This window comes from Mucilaginibacter myungsuensis (assembly GCF_015222005.1).
Taxonomy (GTDB): domain Bacteria; phylum Bacteroidota; class Bacteroidia; order Sphingobacteriales; family Sphingobacteriaceae; genus Mucilaginibacter; species Mucilaginibacter myungsuensis.
The window spans coordinates 218,639-239,969 of record NZ_JADFFL010000004.1 but is presented as its reverse complement, the minus strand read 5'-3'; the positions used below and the strand labels follow the sequence as shown (position 1 = coordinate 239,969).

15 protein-coding genes and 1 tRNA gene are annotated in these 21,331 nt (G+C 46.7%); 8 read left to right on the top strand and 8 right to left on the bottom strand.

Translation table 11 applies throughout. The features are described 5' to 3' along the window. Positions 1 to 34: 34 nt before the first annotated feature. Positions 35 to 2,671 (bottom strand): PAS domain-containing protein, encoded by a 2,637-nt coding sequence (locus IRJ16_RS12295; RefSeq protein ID WP_194111878.1) that lies wholly within the window; start codon positions 2,669 to 2,671, stop codon positions 35 to 37. Between the two features lie 232 nt (positions 2,672 to 2,903). On the opposite strand from IRJ16_RS12295, the gene IRJ16_RS12290 reads away from it, so the two are divergent. Genes IRJ16_RS12290 through IRJ16_RS12270 form a run of 5 tightly spaced genes read left to right on the top strand, consistent with a single transcriptional unit; the run spans position 2,904 to position 5,852 of the window. Next, a complete protein-coding gene (locus IRJ16_RS12290) occupies positions 2,904 to 3,281 on the top strand; it encodes a LexA family protein (RefSeq protein ID WP_194111877.1) in 378 nt (125 codons plus the stop codon). Continuing rightward, positions 3,265 to 4,518: a Y-family DNA polymerase gene (locus IRJ16_RS12285; protein ID WP_194111876.1), complete on the top strand. Its 1,254-nt coding sequence runs from the start codon at positions 3,265 to 3,267 to the stop codon at positions 4,516 to 4,518. The genes IRJ16_RS12290 and IRJ16_RS12285 overlap by 17 nt, the downstream gene beginning before the upstream one ends. 53 nt (positions 4,519 to 4,571) lie before the next feature. Continuing rightward, positions 4,572 to 5,189 carry an SOS response-associated peptidase family protein gene (locus IRJ16_RS12280; protein WP_194111875.1) on the top strand — a complete coding sequence of 206 codons (618 nt, stop codon included), beginning with the start codon at positions 4,572 to 4,574 and terminating at the stop codon, positions 5,187 to 5,189. Positions 5,190 to 5,227: 38 nt separating this feature from the next. Beyond that, positions 5,228 to 5,710: a DUF4385 domain-containing protein gene (locus IRJ16_RS12275; RefSeq protein ID WP_194111874.1), complete on the top strand. Its 483-nt coding sequence runs from the start codon at positions 5,228 to 5,230 to the stop codon at positions 5,708 to 5,710. Then, entirely contained in the window at positions 5,697 to 5,852 is a 156-nt protein-coding gene (locus IRJ16_RS12270; RefSeq protein ID WP_194111873.1) for a DUF2256 domain-containing protein, read from the top strand. Before IRJ16_RS12275 ends, IRJ16_RS12270 begins: the two co-directional genes overlap by 14 nt. A gap of 39 nt (positions 5,853 to 5,891) precedes the next feature. Here IRJ16_RS12270 and IRJ16_RS12265 read toward each other — a convergent pair whose 3' ends face one another. The 3 genes from IRJ16_RS12265 to IRJ16_RS12255 all read right to left on the bottom strand — a co-directional run bounded on the left by IRJ16_RS12265 (position 5,892) and on the right by IRJ16_RS12255 (position 11,908). Next, positions 5,892 to 7,031: an efflux RND transporter periplasmic adaptor subunit gene (locus tag IRJ16_RS12265; protein WP_194111872.1), complete on the bottom strand. Its 1,140-nt coding sequence runs from the start codon at positions 7,029 to 7,031 to the stop codon at positions 5,892 to 5,894. 12 nt (positions 7,032 to 7,043) lie between these two features. Beyond that, positions 7,044 to 11,417: a CusA/CzcA family heavy metal efflux RND transporter gene (locus IRJ16_RS12260; RefSeq protein WP_194111871.1), complete on the bottom strand. Its 4,374-nt coding sequence runs from the start codon at positions 11,415 to 11,417 to the stop codon at positions 7,044 to 7,046. 113 nt (positions 11,418 to 11,530) lie between these two features. Then, a complete protein-coding gene (locus IRJ16_RS12255; protein ID WP_194111870.1) occupies positions 11,531 to 11,908 on the bottom strand; it encodes a hypothetical protein in 378 nt (125 codons plus the stop codon). Positions 11,909 to 12,035: 127 nt separating this feature from the next. Here IRJ16_RS12255 and IRJ16_RS12250 point away from each other — a divergent pair, with 127 nt between their 5' ends. Further along, the gene (locus IRJ16_RS12250; protein ID WP_194111869.1) at positions 12,036 to 12,896 is read left to right on the top strand and encodes a bestrophin family protein; all 861 of its coding nucleotides are present in this window, start codon (positions 12,036 to 12,038) and stop codon (positions 12,894 to 12,896) included. 251 nt (positions 12,897 to 13,147) lie between these two features. Next, positions 13,148 to 14,254: an acyltransferase family protein gene (locus IRJ16_RS12245; protein WP_194111868.1), complete on the top strand. Its 1,107-nt coding sequence runs from the start codon at positions 13,148 to 13,150 to the stop codon at positions 14,252 to 14,254. 95 nt (positions 14,255 to 14,349) lie between these two features. On the opposite strand, the gene IRJ16_RS12240 is transcribed toward IRJ16_RS12245, so the two are convergent. The 4 genes from IRJ16_RS12240 to IRJ16_RS12225 form a co-directional block, all read right to left on the bottom strand. Next, positions 14,350 to 14,431, bottom strand: a tRNA-Leu gene (locus tag IRJ16_RS12240). Between the two features lie 124 nt (positions 14,432 to 14,555). Then, on the bottom strand, positions 14,556 to 15,959 hold the full coding sequence (locus IRJ16_RS12235) for an undecaprenyl-phosphate glucose phosphotransferase (protein ID WP_194111867.1): 1,404 nt from the start codon (positions 15,957 to 15,959) through the stop codon (positions 14,556 to 14,558). A gap of 208 nt (positions 15,960 to 16,167) precedes the next feature. After that, on the bottom strand, positions 16,168 to 17,487 hold the full coding sequence (locus IRJ16_RS12230; protein WP_194111866.1) for a nucleotide sugar dehydrogenase: 1,320 nt from the start codon (positions 17,485 to 17,487) through the stop codon (positions 16,168 to 16,170). A gap of 79 nt (positions 17,488 to 17,566) precedes the next feature. Then, complete coding sequence (locus IRJ16_RS12225; RefSeq protein WP_194111865.1) at positions 17,567 to 18,502, bottom strand: KpsF/GutQ family sugar-phosphate isomerase; 936 nt, start codon at positions 18,500 to 18,502, stop codon at positions 17,567 to 17,569. Between the two features lie 118 nt (positions 18,503 to 18,620). Between IRJ16_RS12225 and IRJ16_RS12220 the strand changes: the two genes are divergently transcribed. Next, the gene (locus IRJ16_RS12220) at positions 18,621 to 21,326 is read left to right on the top strand and encodes a TonB-dependent receptor (protein ID WP_194111864.1); all 2,706 of its coding nucleotides are present in this window, start codon (positions 18,621 to 18,623) and stop codon (positions 21,324 to 21,326) included. Positions 21,327 to 21,331: the final 5 nt, after the last annotated feature.

Sequence of the window (21,331 nt, the reverse complement as noted above, 5' to 3'; positions counted from 1 at the left end):
TAAAAATGGCCACCCTTTTCGGGCGGCCATCGGCTTAGTTATTTTCATTAACGGCAATGTCTATACCTTTTACCGACAGATCCATTTGCGCTCCCCCATGCTCGGCTTGGACTATCGGTAGGCTGAAATAGAAGGTGGACCCTTTGTCCGGCTCGCTCTCTATCCAAACACGTCCCTGGTGGCGTTTCAATATCTCGGATGAGATGAACAGGCCTAAGCCCAACCCTTCAAAACGCATCGAAGTATTGTCTACCCGGTAATAACGATCGAATAATTTATCGATGTGTGACTGCGATATCCCGATGCCGAAATCCTGTACCGATACAATGATCTCGTTATCGTTGACCTGACTGTCGATGATCACACGTTCGCCTTTTGGCGAGTATTTTACGGCATTGGTCAGGAAGTTATTCAGCACTTGCTCCAAACGGAAATGGTCGCCTGTGAATTCCAGGTCGACCGCGTTTTGCAGAATGATCTGGTGAGTACCTGAGAAATGCTGTATGTTCTCTACGCTATCCGTCAGCATCTTTTTAAAACTGAAAGGCTGCATGGTGTATTCCAGTTTGCCGCTGTTCATTTTAGTAACATCAAGCAGGTCGGCTATCAGCTTTTCCAGCCGTTGAATGTGATCGGCCGATTTTTGCGCGAAGCCGGCCAATGTATCCGGTATAGTGCCACGACGTATCAATTGATTGAATGCCTTAATACTGGTAAGCGGCGTCTTCAACTCGTGACTGGCAATAGAAAGGAACTCGTCCTTTTTTTGCTCGTTGTTCTTTTGCAGTTCGATGTTGGTATTGGTACCTATCCACAGCTGTATCTTGTCGTTCTCTACCAATGGTTTGGCGCGGGCCAGGTGCCAGTGGTAAACGCCATCGGCAAATCTCAGCCTGAATTCAACTACGTATTCGGTCCCGGTGTTTAAGGCCTGTACCCATTTTTCCAAAGCCTTAGGCAGGTCATCAGGGTGAATAAAGTTTTGCCAACCCTGACCAATGATCTCATTCATCTCAAAGCCAAAGTCGTCGCAAACAATATCGTTTACGTAATCTATCGCGCCTTCAGTATCGGCGGTCCACACCTGTTGCGGGATAGAATTAAGCAGGAAGCTAAAGCGCTCCTGGCTATCATTCAGCATTTCGATAGTGGCATGCAGGTGATCTTGTGTGCTGATCAGTTCCTCGTTAGAGGCTACCATTTCTTCATTAATGGCGGTCAGCTCTTCGTTAGCAGCTGCCAACTCTTCGGTCGATGCCTGTAGTTGCTGTTCGCTAAGTTCCAACTCCCGGCGGGCTGTTACCGATGCGGTAACATCTATCACCGATGCCAGGATAGATTCTACCTCGCCGGCTTTGGTAAAGATCGGATCGTAAGAGAAATTAACGAAGATCTCTTTAGATGTACCATCGGTTAAGCCAATGGTAACGGGTAATTCAGGGAAAGATACCGGTTTGCCGGTATCAAAAACATTGGCAAGCAGATCCGGGAATGGCTGTCCTATCAACTCAGGGAATACATCTACCAGTTTTTTACCTAACGTCATGCCGGCATCGCGTTGCCAGATCTGGTACATCGCGGCGTTGGCCTGCTCAATGATCAGGTCTCGGCCGTGCAAAATGGTCATCGCTACAGGGGTAGTGGTCACCATGGCTTCTAACCTGTATCTGGCTGCCTCTACTGCCCTGCGGGCCAACACCTGTTCGGTAACTTCGTGTGCAACTACCATTAGGCTATATACCTTACCGTTCTCGTCTTTAAGTGGCTTATAAGTAAAGTTGGTGAATATTTCCCTTAGCTCCCCGTGATGATCCATTAGCCCTTTCACTTCCTTTCCCTCAAAAGCTTCGCCGGTGTCAAAAACATCAAGCATTAAAGGGATAAATGACTGACCTTCTAATTCAGGGTTAGCTTGTAAAAGTGGTTTACCGATCACCTCAGTATTTTTCCCCCAAATGCGGAGCATGTACTGGTTAGCCGCTTCGATGACCAGATCGCGCCCATTAAAAATAGCTATAGCGACCGGGGCATCGTCTATCATGTAACGCAAGCGGCTTTCACTTTCTTCCAGATCTTGCGTCCGTTCGGCAACCCGGGCTTCCAGGTCATTATTCAGATCGTTAAGTTGTTGCTGGGTCTGGAATAATTCCTCGTTAGTAGCAGCGAGTTCCTCGTTGGCCGATGCCAGTTCTTCGTTGCTGGCGGCCAGCTCTTCGTTCAGTTCTTGCTCGCGCTCCCATTTTTGGCGGCTCTCGCGTTCAAGCAAGATCGCTTGCTGACCTATTACGCGGTCGGTAACATCCGTTGCATAATGGATCAGGCAGTAAATATCCCCATCAGCATTACGGATAGGGCGGTATTCATAATCGTAATAAAAAGTGCTCAACTCGCCATCGATCAATAATTGCGCCGGTGTGTCGGTCGACTTGTAAGTCACCCCACTCGCCAAGGCATTTCGCATTTGATCAATAAATGGTTGCCCCACCAGTTCGGGAATGGCTTGGCGCAATGGCAGGCCAACAACCTCGCGGCCTTTACCCCAAAACGCCAGCATGGCATCGGTAACAGCTTCAATAATAAGGTCATCAGTAGTATAAATGGCCGTAGCAATATGCGATGACGAAAAAATATCAAGCAATTGATCGCAGCTTAATAAACTGGTTTTGTTCATATCCTTAAATAGTGGGTATAAAGGTAGTTAATTACAAATAAATTTATTTAAACCGATAGTCTATAGCAACCACTATTCTTTGACGATAGGCGTTGATAATATTGTACTAAAAATATTAGTAAATTATTATAGATCTTTTAACTTTGAGCTTGCTATTAAGAGGGGACGCTGAAGGATGCTGCGATCAAAAACACACCGCGAAAAAAGAGATGTATTAGGGTTTAGGCTACCCATGCTCACGCATGAGGAGCCCGAGTTGGATGTAACCGACATTATTGTGATGGACCCGGACAACACGTTCTATATGCGCATGGGTACTGATGCCATGCGGGGGCATTGCATATTGAAAGATCATGTTTTGGTGATAGACCGGTCATTAACGCCGATAGCGGGATCTATTGTTGTATTTTATCACGAAGGAGAATTTTACACCCGCGAATATGCCCCCGAAAGCGGTAGGTTGGTATTAAAGGCCGATCTGCCGGCTGATAGCGTGATCGTAGAAAATAATGAAGATTGGAGGTGCTGGGGAGTGGTAACCGTTGCGCTTAACCCCTTGATCCACCCGCTACAACGGGTAGGGAGGTATGCTTATGTTTGCGCATGTTGATATCAATAATTGTTATGTAAGCTGCGAACGCCTGTTCCGCCCCGAATTTGAGGGGAGGGTGGTGGTGGTGTTAAGCAATAACGATGGTTGTGTAATAGCCCGCAGCAACGAGGCTAAGGCCATAGGCATAAAAATGGCCGATGCGGAATTTATGGTGCGCGAACGATTGGAAGAAAGTAACGCCGTTATTTTTAGCAGTAACTATGCTTTGTATGCCGATATGAGTGCCCGCCTGATGAACAACCTGGCCCGTTACACACCCACACTAATGGTTTACAGTATTGATGAAGCTTTTATGGCAATGGGAGGGTTGATAGAGATGGGCCTTGACAGATATACCGCAATGATCAGTCATAACGTTATGCGCGATACTGGCTTGCCGATCACTATTGGAGTGGGGCCTACCATGGCTTTAGCTAAACTGGCCAATAAAGCAGCTAAGAAAAAGAAGCGGGGATACCTTGTATTGGACGATACTAAAAAGATAGACGAAGTGATGGTGGATTTCCCAATAGAAGATGTCTGGGGAATTGGGCATGCATATTATCATAAACTGACAGAATTTGGGATAACTACAGCCCAACAATTCCGTGAGTTAAGACCCGACTTTGTGCGCCAACATATGACGATACAAGGCTGGCGCTTGCATCAGGAGCTTTGGGGGATCCCTTGCAATGTAGTGCGTGATGTGGCCGAGCGGTCGAAAGGGATAGAAAGCAGTCAAAGCTTTAACACTTATCAAACCGAATTGGAAAAAGTGGAAGAAGCAGTAGCTATGCATGCGTCGACAGTGGCGCTGAAACTTCGTCAGCAAAAAAGTATGGCGCTAAACCTCACCATTTACCTGCGGACCAATAAGCATAATGTGAAGCACGATCAGTATTACCCCAGCATTACGGTGAAAGTCCCTTTTGCTGCTAATAGTACGCATGAACTGACGAGGGTTTGTGTGCAGGCCCTCCGCGCTATTTGGCAACCTGGTTATAATTATTTAAAGACGGGCGTCCGTGCAACAGGCATCATCCCGGCGGGCGAGGTACAATATAATATGTTCGTCGGGCACGAGAACAGCCGTCAGCAAAACTTGTCCGAGTTGATGGACTCGCTGAACGATCGATACGGCAGGGGCACTTTGCGCTTAGCTGCCGAAGGCTTTGATAAGACCTGGAAAATGAAACAGGACTATCTGAGCAAGCAATATACCACCAATTGGCGGGAGATCGTAGTGACCAAATGAGCGTTATGAAAATTTCTAAATACCAAATAAATTAGTTTTTCGTTAAGTGTAATATGTGCGGACACGTTGAGATAGGCGAACAAAAAGATATTAAGATAATTACCCGCGATGGTGGTTCTTACACACCCAAAAATAGCGGCGGCGGTAACCCCGGCTCTATGCTGCCCGTGGTAACGGATGCCATGCCGGATAAGGTACAGCAATTCCGTTGGGGGTTACTATCCTTGGATGACGATAAGATCCACAGCAAAAATAAACATGCCCGTATCGAGTCTTTATTTTTAGTGCCGCTTTGGAAAGACCTGATCGGCCGTAAGCATTGCGTGGTGCGGATACAGGCTTTTTTTGAATACAATAAAGAACACCAGAAGACCTATCGGGTGGAGCGGGCCGATGGGCAGCCGTTTTACATTGCGGGCCTTTGGGATGTTTGGATAGATATAAAAACCAACGTATTGCTACCAACTTTTACCATGATCACTATGCCGCCTAACCAGGCGATGGCCGAAGTACACGACCGCATGCCCGCTATTTTAGAACGAAATGATATTAAGACTTGGATCAATGGTAGTTACACCGGCGAGCAGCGGGTGGCTTTTTTACGGGCTAAGCCGTGCGCTTCGGAGGTGTTAAAGATCACGGTACATAAAGACCACAGCACTGAAAAATAATTGCGCAAGCAGATCGCAAGATCGTTTGTTGCATTGCTATGCAACGCGGCCCAAGCTATCTCAACTTTGATAAAGACGATTATCCCTGGAAACCGGATATAGACTACCGCGCCCACCCCGAACTTTACTTGGTAGGCAAAGGCGAGCAAGGCGTACTGATCTGCGAACCTTATAAAAGCGAAATAGGCCGGCACTGGCGGTTCAGAACGCAAGATATTGCCAGGGAGAGCAGCCAAAAAATATTTGAGATGTTTAACGGATATCTTGAAGCTAATGACTTTGTAGGTGCCGATATGGCCCGAAAGTATTTGCAGATGGGCTACACCCGCGCCCGCCGTTATGCTAATTACAAAGGCGGCAAAAAGTTTGATAAAGAGCAAAACTACCAACAATTAGATCGTGGTACGGGCGACCCTGAAAAAGCAGCGTCTGCTCAAATATTTTACGAAAGATGGAAAGCTGCGGAGGCCAACGATCTTTATGCCACGTTAAAAAAGCAATGGAAAAATGAAAGGGGTTAAAAAGCACGATCTGCCGCAAAAGATCTGCCTGGTTTGTGGCAGGCCTTTCACTTGGCGTAAAAAATGGGAAAAGGTTTGGGATGAAGTGAAGTATTGCTCGGACAAATGCCGTCAAAATAAAAACACCGCAAGCCAGGCTTAGGCTTACGGTATTTAAACTTGTCACGCTTGATCTGAAAGGTCAGTCCTCTTCAGCACTATTCTTTAACTTCATTAGCAGCGCATAAGCATTTTTGGTTACGATAGGGGTTTGTGTATCTATACCCGGCGACGATATATGTTGCATCCCACCGTTCGTGTTGCCCAGGGTTACGGGTGTCATTTTAAAAGTATTGTTGCCTTTGCTCACAAAAACGTAGTGCAGGTTTTGCCAGCGCACTACGGCTTCTTCTTTTACGGTCAACCCGGTCGCGTTCTTTACTTCCACCTCAGCGTTCATGAACATGCCCGGCAATAGCGTCGCGTCGAACTGCTCAAAGTGGCAATGCACGTTGGCCATACGGTCCTCGTTCAGGTTTTTGCTAATGAGAATGATCTCGGCCTCGTATTTTTTCTCAGGTTTATCTGTGGTATATGTGATCACCTTTTGACCGACGGCCAACTGGTTCACATCCTTCTCGAATACGTCCAACGCTAAGTGAATATCCTTGGGGTTAACCAATTCAAAAAGCACATCCGTCGGTGAGGTATATTTGCCGATATTGACATTCACCTTTGACACAAAGCCATCTATCGGCGATAGGATGTTGACACTTTTAGAGATATTGCCTGCATTCAATCGATTTGGATTGATGCCGATCAGCTCCAACTTTTGAGCTAACGATCGCATGTTGATCTTTTGGGTCTCCATCTCTACCTTGGCCTGCTCGGTCACCTTATCACTGCTGGCTTTGGCGGCGTTCAGTTCCTGCTGGCGTTTGTATTCTTTTTCGGCAAACAGTTCTTTTTCCCGTGCCGATAAGTAATCCTGCTGTATCTGGATGAACTGCATATCCTCTAATACGCCCAATACCTCGCCCTTACGCACGTGTACACCAGGCAATAATTCGGTGCGTTTGAGGTAGCCTCCCAAAGGGAAGCTAACGCTCACCGTACTTTGCGGTGGTACGTCTATGCTACCTTGCAATTTCAATATGCCGCTAACTTGTCCTGAGGCGGCTTTGCCTACCTCAATGCCGGCGTTCTTTAATTGGGTGGGGGTAAGGGTTACCAGGGTGGTATCCGCCGGGGCTTCTTCTTTTTGGTCCTGTGCCGGTTGTTTACTACCGCAAGCTGTGGCCAGCGCGGCAATGAGCAAACAAGGGAATATATATCGTTTCATGGGATGTGTGCTTTATTGGTTGTTCAATTGTTGTAGTTGGATAGCTGCCTGGTTGTAGTTATTCAGTGTTTCCAGGTATTCGCTCTTGATGCTGATCGCCTGATCCACCAGGATCACCCATTGCAGGTAGTTGATATCGCCAACGCCAAATTGTTTATCAGCAGTGGAGATGATCAGGTTGGCGTTCTTATTGCCCTGATTTTCATAATAGTTCAGGCTGACGGCATATTTGTTCACCTGTTGCAGGGCATTCTGCATTTCGGTTTGCAATTGGATCACCGCCATATCTGTACGTTTCTGCGCCATTTGCCATTCTATCTTGGCAGCTGATGCCCGTGCAGATTGCGCGCCCGAGAATATTGGGATACTGATACCTGCACTCACGTAGTTGAACCTCCGCCCCGCGCCAAAATAAGCGTCCCTGCCATTGATCAGCTGCGAGCCTACTAAGCTTTGATTGGCATAGCCTGCAAAAAAGTCGGGTAATAGCTTGGCCCGCTCGGTCTTCCAGCGCCATTTGGCGCCATCAGCCTGATGGTTGTAAAATTGCACCTGCGGTAATTGATCCGCCGCGCTATTTTGATATTGAGCAGCTTTTACAGCGATACGTAAACTATCCATCGTTGGAACATAGTTTACGCTATCATGCAGGATCACATTGAACTGCCGTAAAGCGATCTCTTCATCTGCCTGTAACATATTGCGCTGGTTGGCTATTTGCTGATGATGCGTTTGTGCGGTAGCCTGCTCCAAGATATTGGCTTCACCCACCTTAAATCGTAGGGATGTCTTTTTCTCGAACAACGTGTAAATACTATCCGCATAATTCAGCAGTTTTTTCTTCTCGCCCAACCAAAGTATCTGATAATACAAACGGCGAACCTCGGCTTTGATCTCTTGCTGCGTTAGCCGTGCATTGGCCTGGGCTGATAGATAATTAGCTTGCAACGCTTTCTTTTGGTTGCTGTAAACCGTTGGGAAACTGAACGATTGGGTCACCCCGAACTTGGTATCATTAGAAATACTGTTGACCTGCCCGTAATCGGCAGACAATTGCGTTTTAGCGATATCGAACGATGTTTTTTGACGGATGCGTTCCGCGCCTTCATTCAGTTCCGCACTTTGCACTTGCAGGTTATGTTTAAGGGCGATCTGTATAGCATCGCTCACTTTTACGGTTTGCTGCGCTTTGGCTGTTGGTGCGAACATCATCAGCGCTATTAATATCACAACGGTGGTTGTCGCACCTGCAGGAACGTCGCCTTTAGGCTTGCTTTTTGAATTGAATAACAGATACAAAGCCGGCAGTACAAACAGCGTAAGGAAGGTAGCTGTGATCAAGCCACCGATCACTACGGTAGCCAGCGGACGCTGTACTTCAGCACCGGCTCCGTTGCTTAAAGCCATCGGCAAAAAACCTAATGATGCTACGGCCGCCGTCATCAATACCGGACGTAAACGGTTTCGGGTACCTTCTTTTACCAATTGCAAAGCGTCGGTTATTTTACCTTCGGCCTTGATCCTGTTAAATTCGGATATCAATACGATACCATTCAGTACCGCCACGCCGAACAGCGCGATAAAGCCTACCCCGGCGGAGATGCTAAACGGCATCCCCCGCATAGCCAGCGCGAATACGCCGCCAATGGCCGATAGCGGTATAGCGGTGTAGATAAGCGCCCCCTCTTTAACAGATGAGAATGCGAAATACAGCATCACAAAAATGAGCACCAAGGCCACCGGCACTGCAATACCCAATCTTTTTTTTGCTTGTTGCAAATTCTCGAATGCGCCACCGTAAGTAATGTAATAGCCCGGAGCAAGCTTAACCTTGCTGGTGATCTTTTGCTGCAATTCCTCAACGATCGATTGTACATCCCGTCCGCGCACGTTAAATCCAACGGTGATACGTCGTTTGGCATTCTCGCGCTGGATCTGATTGGGGCCTTCTATTTCTTCTACTTTGGCTACTTGATATAGCGGTATCTGCGAACCGCCCGGGGTAGATATCAGCAGATTCTGCACGTCGCTCAAATTACGACGGCCTTCGCTGCCTACACGTACTACCAGGTCGAAGCTTTTTTCGCCCTCATAAACTTTGCCCGCCGCAGCGCCTGCAAAGGCTGCGTTAACAGTGCGGTTCACCTCGTCTATATTCAATCCGTATTTAGCTATTTCGGCACGGTTATATTTTATCACCACTTGGGGCATGCCGGTCACTTTTTCTACGTACAGGTCGGCGGTGCCGTCTACGGTGTTACTGATCGCGCCGATCTGCTCGGCGTAGCGGGCTAACTGGTTGAGGTCCTCGCCAAAGATCTTGCAGACAACATCTTGCTTGGCCCCCGTCATTAACTCATTAAATCGCATCTGCACAGGATATTGAAAACTGGTGGTAACGCCCGGCAAAGCCTCCTGCACAGCAGCCGACATTTTAGATGCCATCTCCGGAAACGACTTTGCGCTGGTCCATTCTTTTTTATCTTTTAATACAATGATCACGTCGCCGCCTTCTATAGGCATCGGGTCGGTTGGCATTTCGGCGCTGCCCACCCTTGCCACTATCTTTTCTACCTCGGGGAATTTACGTTTAAGCACATCAGACATTTTTCCGACGGTGTTGATAGTCGTACTCAGATTAGTTCCTATCAGTAAGCGCGTCTCCACCGCAAAATCGCCCTCCTCTAACTGAGGAATGAACTCGCCGCCCATTTGGGTAAATAGCAATACCGCAATGGCGAATAGCCCAAAAGCAATGCCCACCATCGTTTTTTTGAACTGCAAGGCTTTGGTAAGCCAGCTTTGATAACCATTCTCAATACGGGTCATTACCCTGTCCGAGATATTTGGATTATGCGATAGCTTTTTGCTGATGAACATCGAGCTGATCATGGGGACATAGGTCAGCGATAAGATGAATGCACCTAAAATAGCAAAAGCAACGGTCTGCGCCATTGGTTTGAACATCTTACCCTCAATACCCGACAGTGAAAGTATCGGCAGATAAACGATCAAAATAATGATCTGCCCGAACACCGCCGCATTCATCATGCGGGATGCAGAGCCGGTCACCTCGGTATTCATCTCATCCTGCGACAATTCGTTTACGTTAGCGTACTTTTTAGAAAAATGTAGGTGATGCAGGATAGCCTCGACGATGATCACCGCGCCATCCACGATCAGTCCAAAATCCAGCGCGCCTAAACTCATCAGGTTACCGCTCACGCCAAAGGTGTTCATCATAATAATGGCGAACAGCATAGCCAGCGGGATCACCGAGGCTACGATCAAACCGGCACGCAGATTCCCTAAAAATATCACTAGAACAAACACTACGATCAGCGCCCCTTCCAGCAAATTACTTTCTACCGTACCAATGGCGTTGTTAACCATTTTGGTGCGATCCAGGAAAGGGTCTATCACCAATCCTTCCGGCAAGGTTTTTTGTATCTCGGCAATGCGTTGCTTCACGTCAACAATAACCTCTGATGAATTGGCGCCTTTCAGCATCAGTACTATCGCCCCGCTTACTTCGCCAACAGGATGATAGGTGAGGGCACCATAACGTGTTGCCGCCCCTAAGCGCACATCGGCTATCTGTTTGATCAGTACCGGTGTGCCATTGGCGGTATTTTTAACCACGATGTTTTCAATATCATCAACATTACCTGCCAAACCCTCGCTGCGGATGTACATTACGGTTGGGCCTTTTTCGATGTAAGCACCACCGGTATTTTGATTGTTGGTGTGCAGCGCGTTAAAAACATCGCTGATAGTAAGGTGCATCGAACTTAACCTCGCCGGGTTCACGGCAACTTCATACTGTTTAAGTTCTCCACCAAAAGTAGCTACATCAGCCACGCCTTTGGTACCTAATAACTGACGGCGCACGATCCAATCCTGAATGGTCCTCAGGTCGGCCAGGCTATATTTGCTTTCGTAGCCGGGTTGGGGGCGTAATACATACTGATAGATCTCGCCAAGGCCGGTAGTTACAGGTGCCAGCTCAGGCTTGTTTGCACTTGCGGTGATATCTACCTGTTGCAGGCGCTCGGTCACCTGTTGGCGCGCCCAGTAAACATCGGCATCGTCGTCAAACACTATGGTGATGAGCGACAGGCCAAATCTCGACATGCTCCGGCTTTCTTTCAGTCCGGGTATATTACTCATCACCTGCTCTATGGGGAAGGTTATCAATCGTTCCACATCCTGCGCGCCAAGGGCAGGGGCGGTGGTAATGATCTGTACTTGATTGTTGGTGATATCGGGCACAGCATCTATTGGCAATCGGCTAACCTCGAACAGGCCGTAGATGATCCACAGCGCCATGAATAAGCCGATGACCAGTTTGTTCTTTACAGAGAACAGTATGATCTTATTTAGCATTTTAACAGAATATAATTTGCGGGAATGCCTGTTGACCGCATAGCAAAAAGCCAATGCACGTCAAGACCCCCAACGGGTCTTTACAGACAAATTGATAGAAAATAAAAGGCAAATTATACCCGCGGAGGGCGGAAATGGGAAGACAAGGCAGCATCAGGAATGTGGCCCGGACTATAATCGGTTAAATTGATATTAACGGGTTGGCCGTAAGTATTGACGGCGATAGTACGGACGGTAGGCATCATCAAGACGGTCGAGTGATGCGCATCAAGCTTTTTGAAAGGCAGCGCTTCATCGCGGTCATTATCGTTATCATCCTGATCGTTACCGCCATAATGCATGGACAGGAATTGCATCAGGCTTACACTTTTATCGCGTTCCTGATGTTCGGCAAAGTGCTGAAAAAGGATAGGCAGCTTAGCCAGCTGATCTACTTCCGTTGCTTCGGCCGCGATCAGGAATAGCATAAAGTATAGCAACACCTTTTTCATTAGTGGTAAAAGTAACAATTGTTACCGAAGCAGGCTTAACCCTTGTATAAATAATTTGTGAGGACGTAAGTCACCGCTGATAAAAGATGCCTTGCCATCTGCCCGCTATTTAGCATATTTGTGTGGTATGATAGATTACAATCCTAAAAGCTGGTTCACATTTATATTCCGCATCCACCGGGCAGATACCTTTCGCAAGTTGGCCCCACTGATGATGGCTATCATGGTTTACTCGGCCATCATCGTTTACCTGGAGGTGAATGTTTTTAAGTTGGCCGAGACCAGTCATGTCAAGAATATCAGTCTGGTGCATACCATTTTAAGTTTTGTGATATCGATGCTATTGGTATTCCGAACTAATACCGCATACGATCGCTGGTGGGAGGGGAGGCGCATACTTGGTTCGCTAACCAACACCAGCCGTAACCTGGCGATCAAGCTGAACGCGATCAAACTGAATGGCCAAGATCGTGCTTTCTTTGCAGCGGGAATACCGACGTATGCTAATGCCCTGCGTATGCACTTGCGTGAAGAACGATGGATCGCAAATGATGATCACATCGTCCAGATCGATCCCGATAAACATGTTCCCAATCAAATAGCGGCCGCGTTAACCGCCCGAATTTATAAACTACACCGCGACGGCATCATCGCCCGCGAGGAGTTGTTACTCATCGGTGTAGATATCGCATCGTTCACCGATATCATTGGTGCCTGCGAGCGGATCAAGACCACGCCGATACCATTCTCTTACAGCGTATTCATCAAAAAATTCATCTTCTTTTTTGTGATGACACTGCCTTACGGCTGGTCGTTCAGTTTGGGGTATTTGGTAGTGCCGTTGGTGGCGTTCGTACTATACGTGCTGGCCAGTTTGGAATTGATCGCTGAAGAGATAGAGGACCCCTTCGGTTACGATGCGAACGATCTGCCGGTAGATAGGATCTGCACTAATATCCAAAAGCATGTGCGGGAGGTGTTGGGATAGGGGAAGACCCTGTACCTAAAAAAACTCTTCTTCCCCAGTTCAGCTATTAACAAGCTGCACCCGGTTATTGATCTGTAATTTGCGATAGACGTTTTGATATGTTGGCGCACGACAAGGGCTGGTTCCGGTATCCGGCCGCCGGTAGGCTGTGTAACGATGCCACGAGGTTATATAGTTTAAAAGTAAAAACCGCATTCTTTTTATATTTTGCGGATAGTTTTGAACTATAAACCGCATATCTACTTTTATTAATGACCAATACCCAACTGGCCACCAAGCCACATTACCCCATTTTAGACGGACTTCGCGGCGTCGCGGCAATTATAGTAGTAACCTTTCACCTTGCCGAACCATTCTCTACCGGTAACCTGGATAAATTCGTGAACCACGGTTACCTCGCGGTCGACTTTTTCTTTTTACTATCGGGCTTTGTGATGGGCTATGCCTATGACGACCGCTGGCATAAAATGACCGTCGGCGAGTTTTTTAAACGCCGTATCATCCGCTTGCAACCTATGGTGGTGTTAGGGATGACCCTGGGCGCCATAGGGTTCTATTTTACCGATTCTACCTTGTGGCCGCTTATTCATACTGTTCCGCTTTGGAAGATGTTATTGGTATTGATAGTAGGTTATACGATCTTGCCGGTACCATTATCGCTTGATATACGCGGCTGGGAAGAGATGCACCCATTAAATAGCGTGGGATGGTCCTTGTTCTTTGAGTATGTTGCTAATATCCTTTACGCTATCGGTATCCGTAAGTTCTCTAAATCGGTTTTAGGTGTCTTGGTTGCTATATCCGCTATTGCACTCGCTCAACTGGCTATTAGCAACGGCGACGTAAGCGGTGGATGGACACTTAACCAGCCGCAAATGCGTATCGGTTTTACCCGGGTGATGTATCCATTCTTTGCCGGTCTGTTGCTCTCGCGCATTGCTAAGCCTGCCCAAATAAAAAATTCATTTTTATGGTGCGGTCTGTTGGTCGCCGTGGTGTTTTATATGCCACGTATTGGTGGTGCCGACGATATGTGGCTGAATGGTATTTACGATTCTGTTTGTATCATCATCCTGTTCCCGCTCATTGTCTATCTTGGTGCAAGTGGTGTTATACAGTCGCAACGTGAGCAAAAGGTATGCAAGTTTTTAGGCGACCTATCGTACCCGCTTTACTTGGTGCACTACCCGATCGTGTATTTCTACGTAGCCTGGATCAGCAATAACAAGGGCATGACACTTGCGCAAGCCTGGCCTTACGCTTTGGCTATCCTGATCGGCGCAACGGTGCTGGCTTATGCCGCGCTGAAATGGTATGATGAGCCCGTACGTAAATGGTTGCGGGAGAAGTTGGGCTGATACCGGAGTCGGAGACCTAAAGGCATTTGTGCGGAAGAAGGCATCTAATAACTAACAAATAAAAGAGGCTGTCCTTTTGGGACAGCCTCTTTTAGTGCGGAAGAAGGGACTCGAACCCCCACGCCTCGCGGCGCCAGATCCTAAGTCTGGTGCGGCTACCAATTACGCCACTTCCGCATCTTTAGGATTTTGAGTTGGCAAAGATATAATTAAAAACACTTATTGCGAAATGATTTTTGCTTTGCACACGTTTTAGCCTGTATGTTAGGCAGATAAAATAATAACGGGTGAAAATAGCCGCTTAAAAAGCGTTCTCTTCTCCTTTAACCGCATTCCAAACGGTCAGGAAGATGATTTTCAGATCCAGCAAGAACGACCAATTTTCAAGATACCAAACATCGGCCTCCACTCTCTCCATCATATCATTGGTGGTTTTGGTTTCACCGCGATAGCCTTTTATTTGTGCCCAGCCAGTGATACCTGGTTTCATAAAATGGCGCACCATAAATTGGTCTATCAGTTTAGAGTACTCTTCGGTGTGGCTAAGCATGTGCGGCCGCGGACCAACAATAGACATTTCACCCATCAGCACATTAAAGAACTGCGGTAATTCATCCAAACTTGTACGGCGCATAATAGCGCCGATCTTGGTAACCCGCTTGTCGCCTTTGGTAGCTTGCACCTTATCCGAATCATTATTCATACGCATGCTACGGAACTTATAGCATTTGAACGGCAGGTTGTCCCTACCCGATCGTAATTGAACGAACAACGCAGGGCCGGGAGATTGCATTTTGATGATCAAAGCTAAGAGAGGATACAGCCAGCTTAAAATAAATACGATCACAAAGCACGAGAACCCAAAATCGAACAGACGTTTCATCATCCTGTTCAACATATTCTCTAACGGTTCGGCCCTTACCGCGATCACGGGGATATGATCAAAGTTTTGTACCGTCATGGCTTTTTTTGAAGCGATATAATATTCAGGTACTATTTTAAAGCGGATAAGGTGTTTGTCGGCGTCCAGCATCAGTTGCTCTATCTTGTCAGAGCTTGATACGGGCAGGGCGCAAAATATCTCATCTACCTGGTTGGTGATCACGTAATCGATGCAGTTATCTGTATTGCCGAGGTACATTCCTTTTTGACTTATCTTTTTGGGGTCATCGTCAAAAAAACCCAATACGTTATAGCCTTTATCGGGATTGCTTTTGAAATAATGATAAAGATCATGACCAATCGTTCCCGCGCCAACAATGATCACATTGCGACCATCAATCAGCAAATTACGGTCGCTTTTTCTGATGGCCAGGAAGATCAGTTTCCATATGCCTACCAAAAAACCAAAAAGCGCCAGCGCATAAAATAAGTATTCGCGAGTGATAGAATAGGCTGCGGGGCCTATGATAATGATGATCGTAAAACAGATAAGGCAAACAAAAAGCAAATAGGTTTTAAATACGCTTTGGTAAGTACTGATGGAGTCCTTATTTAAAACCTGCTCGTAAAGGCCGGTTATATTGGCCGACAAAAGCCATATCAGGTTAAAAACCAATACCACAGGGAGGTAGTTTTTATTTTGAGCCCAAAAAATGTAAGATTTATCAACTATCAAATAGGCTATTACCATACTGATATTCAGTATCGTGTAGTCGATAGATAAGTTGATGGCCTTTATAAAAGTAGTATACCTGTAGATCATTTTTTAATTAGCAATAATTTGCCGGTTTGGATCAGTACCCTTAATGCCGGCTCAACCTAAAAAAGATAAAACAATATTTATGTCGATCTATCTGATCTCTCGGCCTCTAAAAAACGGGGGGCTTTTTAGAAGCTATAAAATTAGTATTTTTATGATATTAAAATAAAAGAATGGCGGCTTAAAAGCGTTTTTAGATCTTTTTTCCCTACTATAAATATCCATCGGCTAAACCCGGGGCCAATATTCGTTTCAGATCGTAGATCACCGACCTTGGATCTTTCTTCAACGCTGTAAGGTCTACTGCCAAAAACTCCCGGTGCGCTACAGCTATAACTATAGTATCATACCTATTTTTAAGCACCTCGGCATCCCTTGTTGTTTGTATGCCATATTCCAGTTCCACTTCTGCCGGATCGGCCCATGGGTCGTATATCCGGTAATTGGTATCATAATCGGCCAGCACATTAACTATATCTATCACACGGGTATTTCGCACGTCCGGGCAATTCTCCTTAAAGGTAAAGCCTAAGATCAGTATATCGGCGCCTTTTACCGGCACATCTTTACGGATCATCAGTTTGATCACCTCTTGGGCCACATAAGTACCCATACCATCATTCAACCGGCGCCCGGCTAAAATTATTTCTGGATGATAACCAACCTCTTGTGCTTTTTGGGCCAGATAGTAGGGGTCAACCCCGGTACAATGCCCGCCAACCAAACCGGGTTTGAATTTTAAAAAATTCCACTTAGTACCCGCAGCTTCTAACACAGCATGGGTATCTATACCCATGATATTGAATATCTTGGCCAGTTCGTTCACGAACGCGATGTTGATGTCCCGTTGCGAATTCTCGATCACCTTACAGGCTTCGGCTACCTTAATGCTTGGGGCCTTATGCGTACCTGCTGTAACGATCAGACGGTAAAGATCATCGATGAACGCAGCTACCTCCGGTGTCGAACCGGATGTCACTTTCAAAATATTTGTAAGCGTATGCACCCTATCACCGGGATTGATACGCTCGGGCGAGTAGCCTGCAAAAAAATCATGATTAAATCTAAGTCCCGATACCTGCTCCAAGATCGGCACGCAAACCTCTTCGGTAGCACCCGGGTACACAGTAGATTCGTAGATCACTACATCGCCCTGCTTAAGTACCGTGCCTACCGTGGTGCTTGCTTTTTTTAGTAAGGCAAGATCCGGTCGGTTGTGCTTATCGGTAGGTGTTGGTACGGCTACTATATAAATATTGCAGTTGGCAATATCGGCAGTATCCGACGTAAAGGACAAGCCATTGTGTAAGGCTTGCCTAAGATCAGCAGCATCGGTCTCCTGGGTACGGTCATAACCTTGCGTTAATTCATCAAGGCGCGATTCTTTAATATCAAAACCCTTAACCTTGGTCTGCTTAGCAAATTCGACCGCGAGCGGAAGCCCGATGTACCCTAAACCTATCACGGCTATACTGGTGTGCTTTGGTGCGTTGAATATGGTAGATGTAGCCGAAGCTGCTTGGACAGACATTTAAGATATTCGTATTAGTAGTAACAAATATATGTAATTTTCACAACAATATGTTTTATTTGATGCAAAAACACATACGTTAAAGTGTGTATATTTGATATACGCCAACAACCGACATATCGTTTGCAGAACCTACTAATAAAGTGGTGATCTTTTTTTCGATCATCAAATGTTCGGCCGCGTTGATGTATTCTTCGGGGTCGACGATGATTGGCGAAGTGGTCATAACGTCCTCAACTTGCAGGTCGGCGATGTTGTTATTTTTAACCAGTGCACGCCTAAGATCACCATCAGTTACGATACCGACTATACGGTCGGCGCTACCTACCATCACCATACCCAATCTTCCTTCGGACATTTTAAGCAATAGTGCAGTGAACGATGCATCGGGCTGTATGAACGGCAATTTATCGGTACGCATCAGATCTTTAACCTTTACCAGCAATTTTCGGCCAAGGCTCCCCCCCGGGTGGAAACGGGCAAAATCCTCGTGCAAAAACTTACGGGCTTCCATTAAGGCAACGGCAAGGGCATCCCCCATAACCAGCGCCGCCGTTGTAGATGATGTTGGTGCCAATTTAAGCGGACAAGCCTCGTGCAGGATATGGATATTAAGGTGATGGTCGCTATGTTTAGCCAGGGTTGATACCGGGTTGCCCGACATACCGATGATCACATTTTTGTTCCATTTAAGGAATGGGATCAGCTGCAGTACCTCGTCCGTCTCGCCTGAGTAGGATAGGATCAACACGGGATCGTTCTGACCCACGATACCCAAGTCGCCGTGAAAAGCCTCGCCAGGATGCAGAAAGAATGATGGCGTACCGGTACTGGTCAAGGTTGCAGCGATCTTCTTGCCGATGATACCCGATTTACCTACGCCCGTTATGATCAGCCGGCCGCTGGCATTCAATATCAGTTCTACAGCGCGGGTAAAGTTATCGTCGATATTATCCACCACATGTTGCAGCGATTCTATCTCGGTCTCGAAAACTTTTTTGGCAATATCTTTCATTGTTGCTTGGGGCGGCTAAATTCTGCAATATTAGCAACATAATACACATTGGTAACGTAAAAAGTTTTTGAAGGCTTTTTTTATGTAGATTAGCCCCTTACCTATACCATATATTCTGATGAAAAAACGTGCGCTCAGCCTTATTGCAATTACCTTTATCCTGTTCTCGTTCACCGTTGCCGACGAGCCTTTAGATAAACTATTAGCCGCTTTAGAAAAATTAACTGCCGATGCCCCGCAAGAGAAAGTGCATTTGCATTTAGATAAACCTTTTTACAGTCTTGGCGAAGATATTTGGTTTAAAGGCTACGTAGTTAATGCCGATGGCACCTTATCCGGCCGAAGCAAGATACTTTACATAGACCTGTTGGACGACCGCGACTCGGTAAAGAAGACCATTTTGCTGCCGGTTGTTAACGGCAGCACCAGCGGCAACATTCACCTAAGCGATTCGACCTTGAGTGCCGGCAATTATCACATTTATGCCTACACCAAGTGGATGCTGAATTTTGGCGGCGACTTCCTGTTCAAGAAAACTGTCCCGGTGATCAGTCCGCTGCATGGGGTTATCAGATCGTCTATCCAATACAGCAATGTGGTGCAGGCATCGGGTAAACAACTTAATGCGCAGATAAGCTACCTAACGGATAACAGCAAACCTTATGGCAACCAACCGCTGACCTATACGGTGCAGGTTAACGGCAAAGAGATAGCATCGGGCAAAGGCATAACATCTGCCGATGGCACCTTGCGCATTGCCGAACTTATTAAGAACGACAACAAGAACGCCAACATATTTATCAGCACCAGATTTGGCGGCAAGGATAGCGACGGCCCAACGTATGATTTTACAATTAAACCGTTGGCAGGCGCGGCCGATGTGCAGTTCTTTCCGGAGGGTGGGCACTTTGTTAATGGACTGCGCACCAAGGTGGCATTTAAAGCCCTTAAACCGGATGGCTTTGGCGAGGATATTAAAGGTTACATCACCGATGGCGGCACCGAGCATCTGGCCGAATTTAGTTCGGAACATGCAGGTATGGGCGTTTTTGCATTACAACCGCAGTCGGGCAAAACTTATACCGCGGTGGTTACCCATCAGGATGGATCAGAAAGTAAACACATCTTGCCCGCAGCTGACGAAAGCGGTTACGTATTGAACATCAATCGCGTTGGTAAGGATAGCGTATCGGTACGGATAGCAGCAAGTCCTGCCTTTGCTAACGGACGCGAAGTGGCGATAGTAGCGCAAAGCAACGGTGTCACTCAATTTGTGGCTAAAAGTAAATTGGAGCAGGCATCCACCGTAAGTATCGTATCTACCAAAAAGTTCCCGACCGGGATCGCGCACTTTACGTTGTTCTCTCCGGATATGCAACCTGTGGCCGAGCGTTTGGTATTTGTCGACCATAATGACCATCTGAATGCCGCCATAGCTCCTGATAAGCCAACCTACGCCAAACGCGGTAAGGTAAAATTAGATGTAACGGTGACCGATGCGCTTAACGAACCGGTGATCGGTAGTTTTTCTATGTCGGTAACGGATGCTAGCAAGGTAAGATCTGCCGAAGATGAGGAGATGAGCATATTCTCTGACCTGTTGCTCACGTCGGACATTAAAGGTTACGTAGAACAACCTAACTATTATTTTAATCCGGCCAATGCCGATAGACTTAAACATCTGGACCAATTACTACTTACCCAAGGCTGGCGACGCTTTACCTGGACCGACGTAATTGCCGGTAAACTCCCCGTGATCAAATATCAGCCCGAACAAAGCCTTACCGTTAGCGGCCTTGTTACCACATTGGGCAATAAACCTGTAGCAAAAGGGCACGTAACCCTTTTTGGTAAAATAAGTGGCGAAACGATGATCATAGACACTGTAGCCGATGACAAAGGCCGCTTTGTATTTGCCGATATGAATTTTGATGACAGCACTAAACTGGTAGTAAGGGGCAGTAACGCTAAAGACAGAAATTCGGTAAAGATCTTGATAGATAAGAAACCGCGCATACCTTACGCGGCCGGTTTTAGCAACGGCAACGTGCCTGCCAGCAGCTTGGACGATTACTTAAAATACAGCCAGTTACGATTTGATGAGTTGGCTAAATTTGGTCAGTTCGTTAATTCTATCGGGTTGAGGGAGGTGAAGGTTAAAGCCAGGAGAGATTATTTTGCCGAGCGTATTATCCCTAATTCCTCTAATATTTCGCCGGGATCTGCAGATCAGGTGATCAAGGCCGAAAAAGTTAGCCAGCAAACCAATTTGCTTAATGTGTTTTATGGTTTGGCGGGTATCGAGGTCAAAAACAATATGGTTTACCGAATAGGCCGCATTTCATCCATAACCCGCAGCGCCGGTGTGCCCATGATGGTGATATTGGATGGTGCTACTATAGAGGCATCTATGTTAAAGGACATTCCGCCGTTCGATGTTGCGGGGATAGAACTGCTTACCTCAGGATCAAACACGGTTTTATACGGCGATCAGGGTGCATGGGGTGTGATCATCATCACCACCAAACGCGGTACAGGATTGGGCAGCGTAGCAAATGCCATGAATGTGGCGCATTATGTACCATCGGGATATGCGGTGACCAGGCAATTCTATTCACCGCAGTACGATACTCCTACACAAAACAAAATGGCCGACCTGCGGTCGACCATTTATTGGGATGCTGACATTATCACCGATGCACAAGGCAAAGCCGGCGTAAGTTATTTTAACGCTGATGACCCGGGCACTTACAAGGTAACTTTAGAGGGGATGGACACTAAGGGGAAATTCCTGCGTAAGACCATCACCTACAAAGTGGAATAATTTAG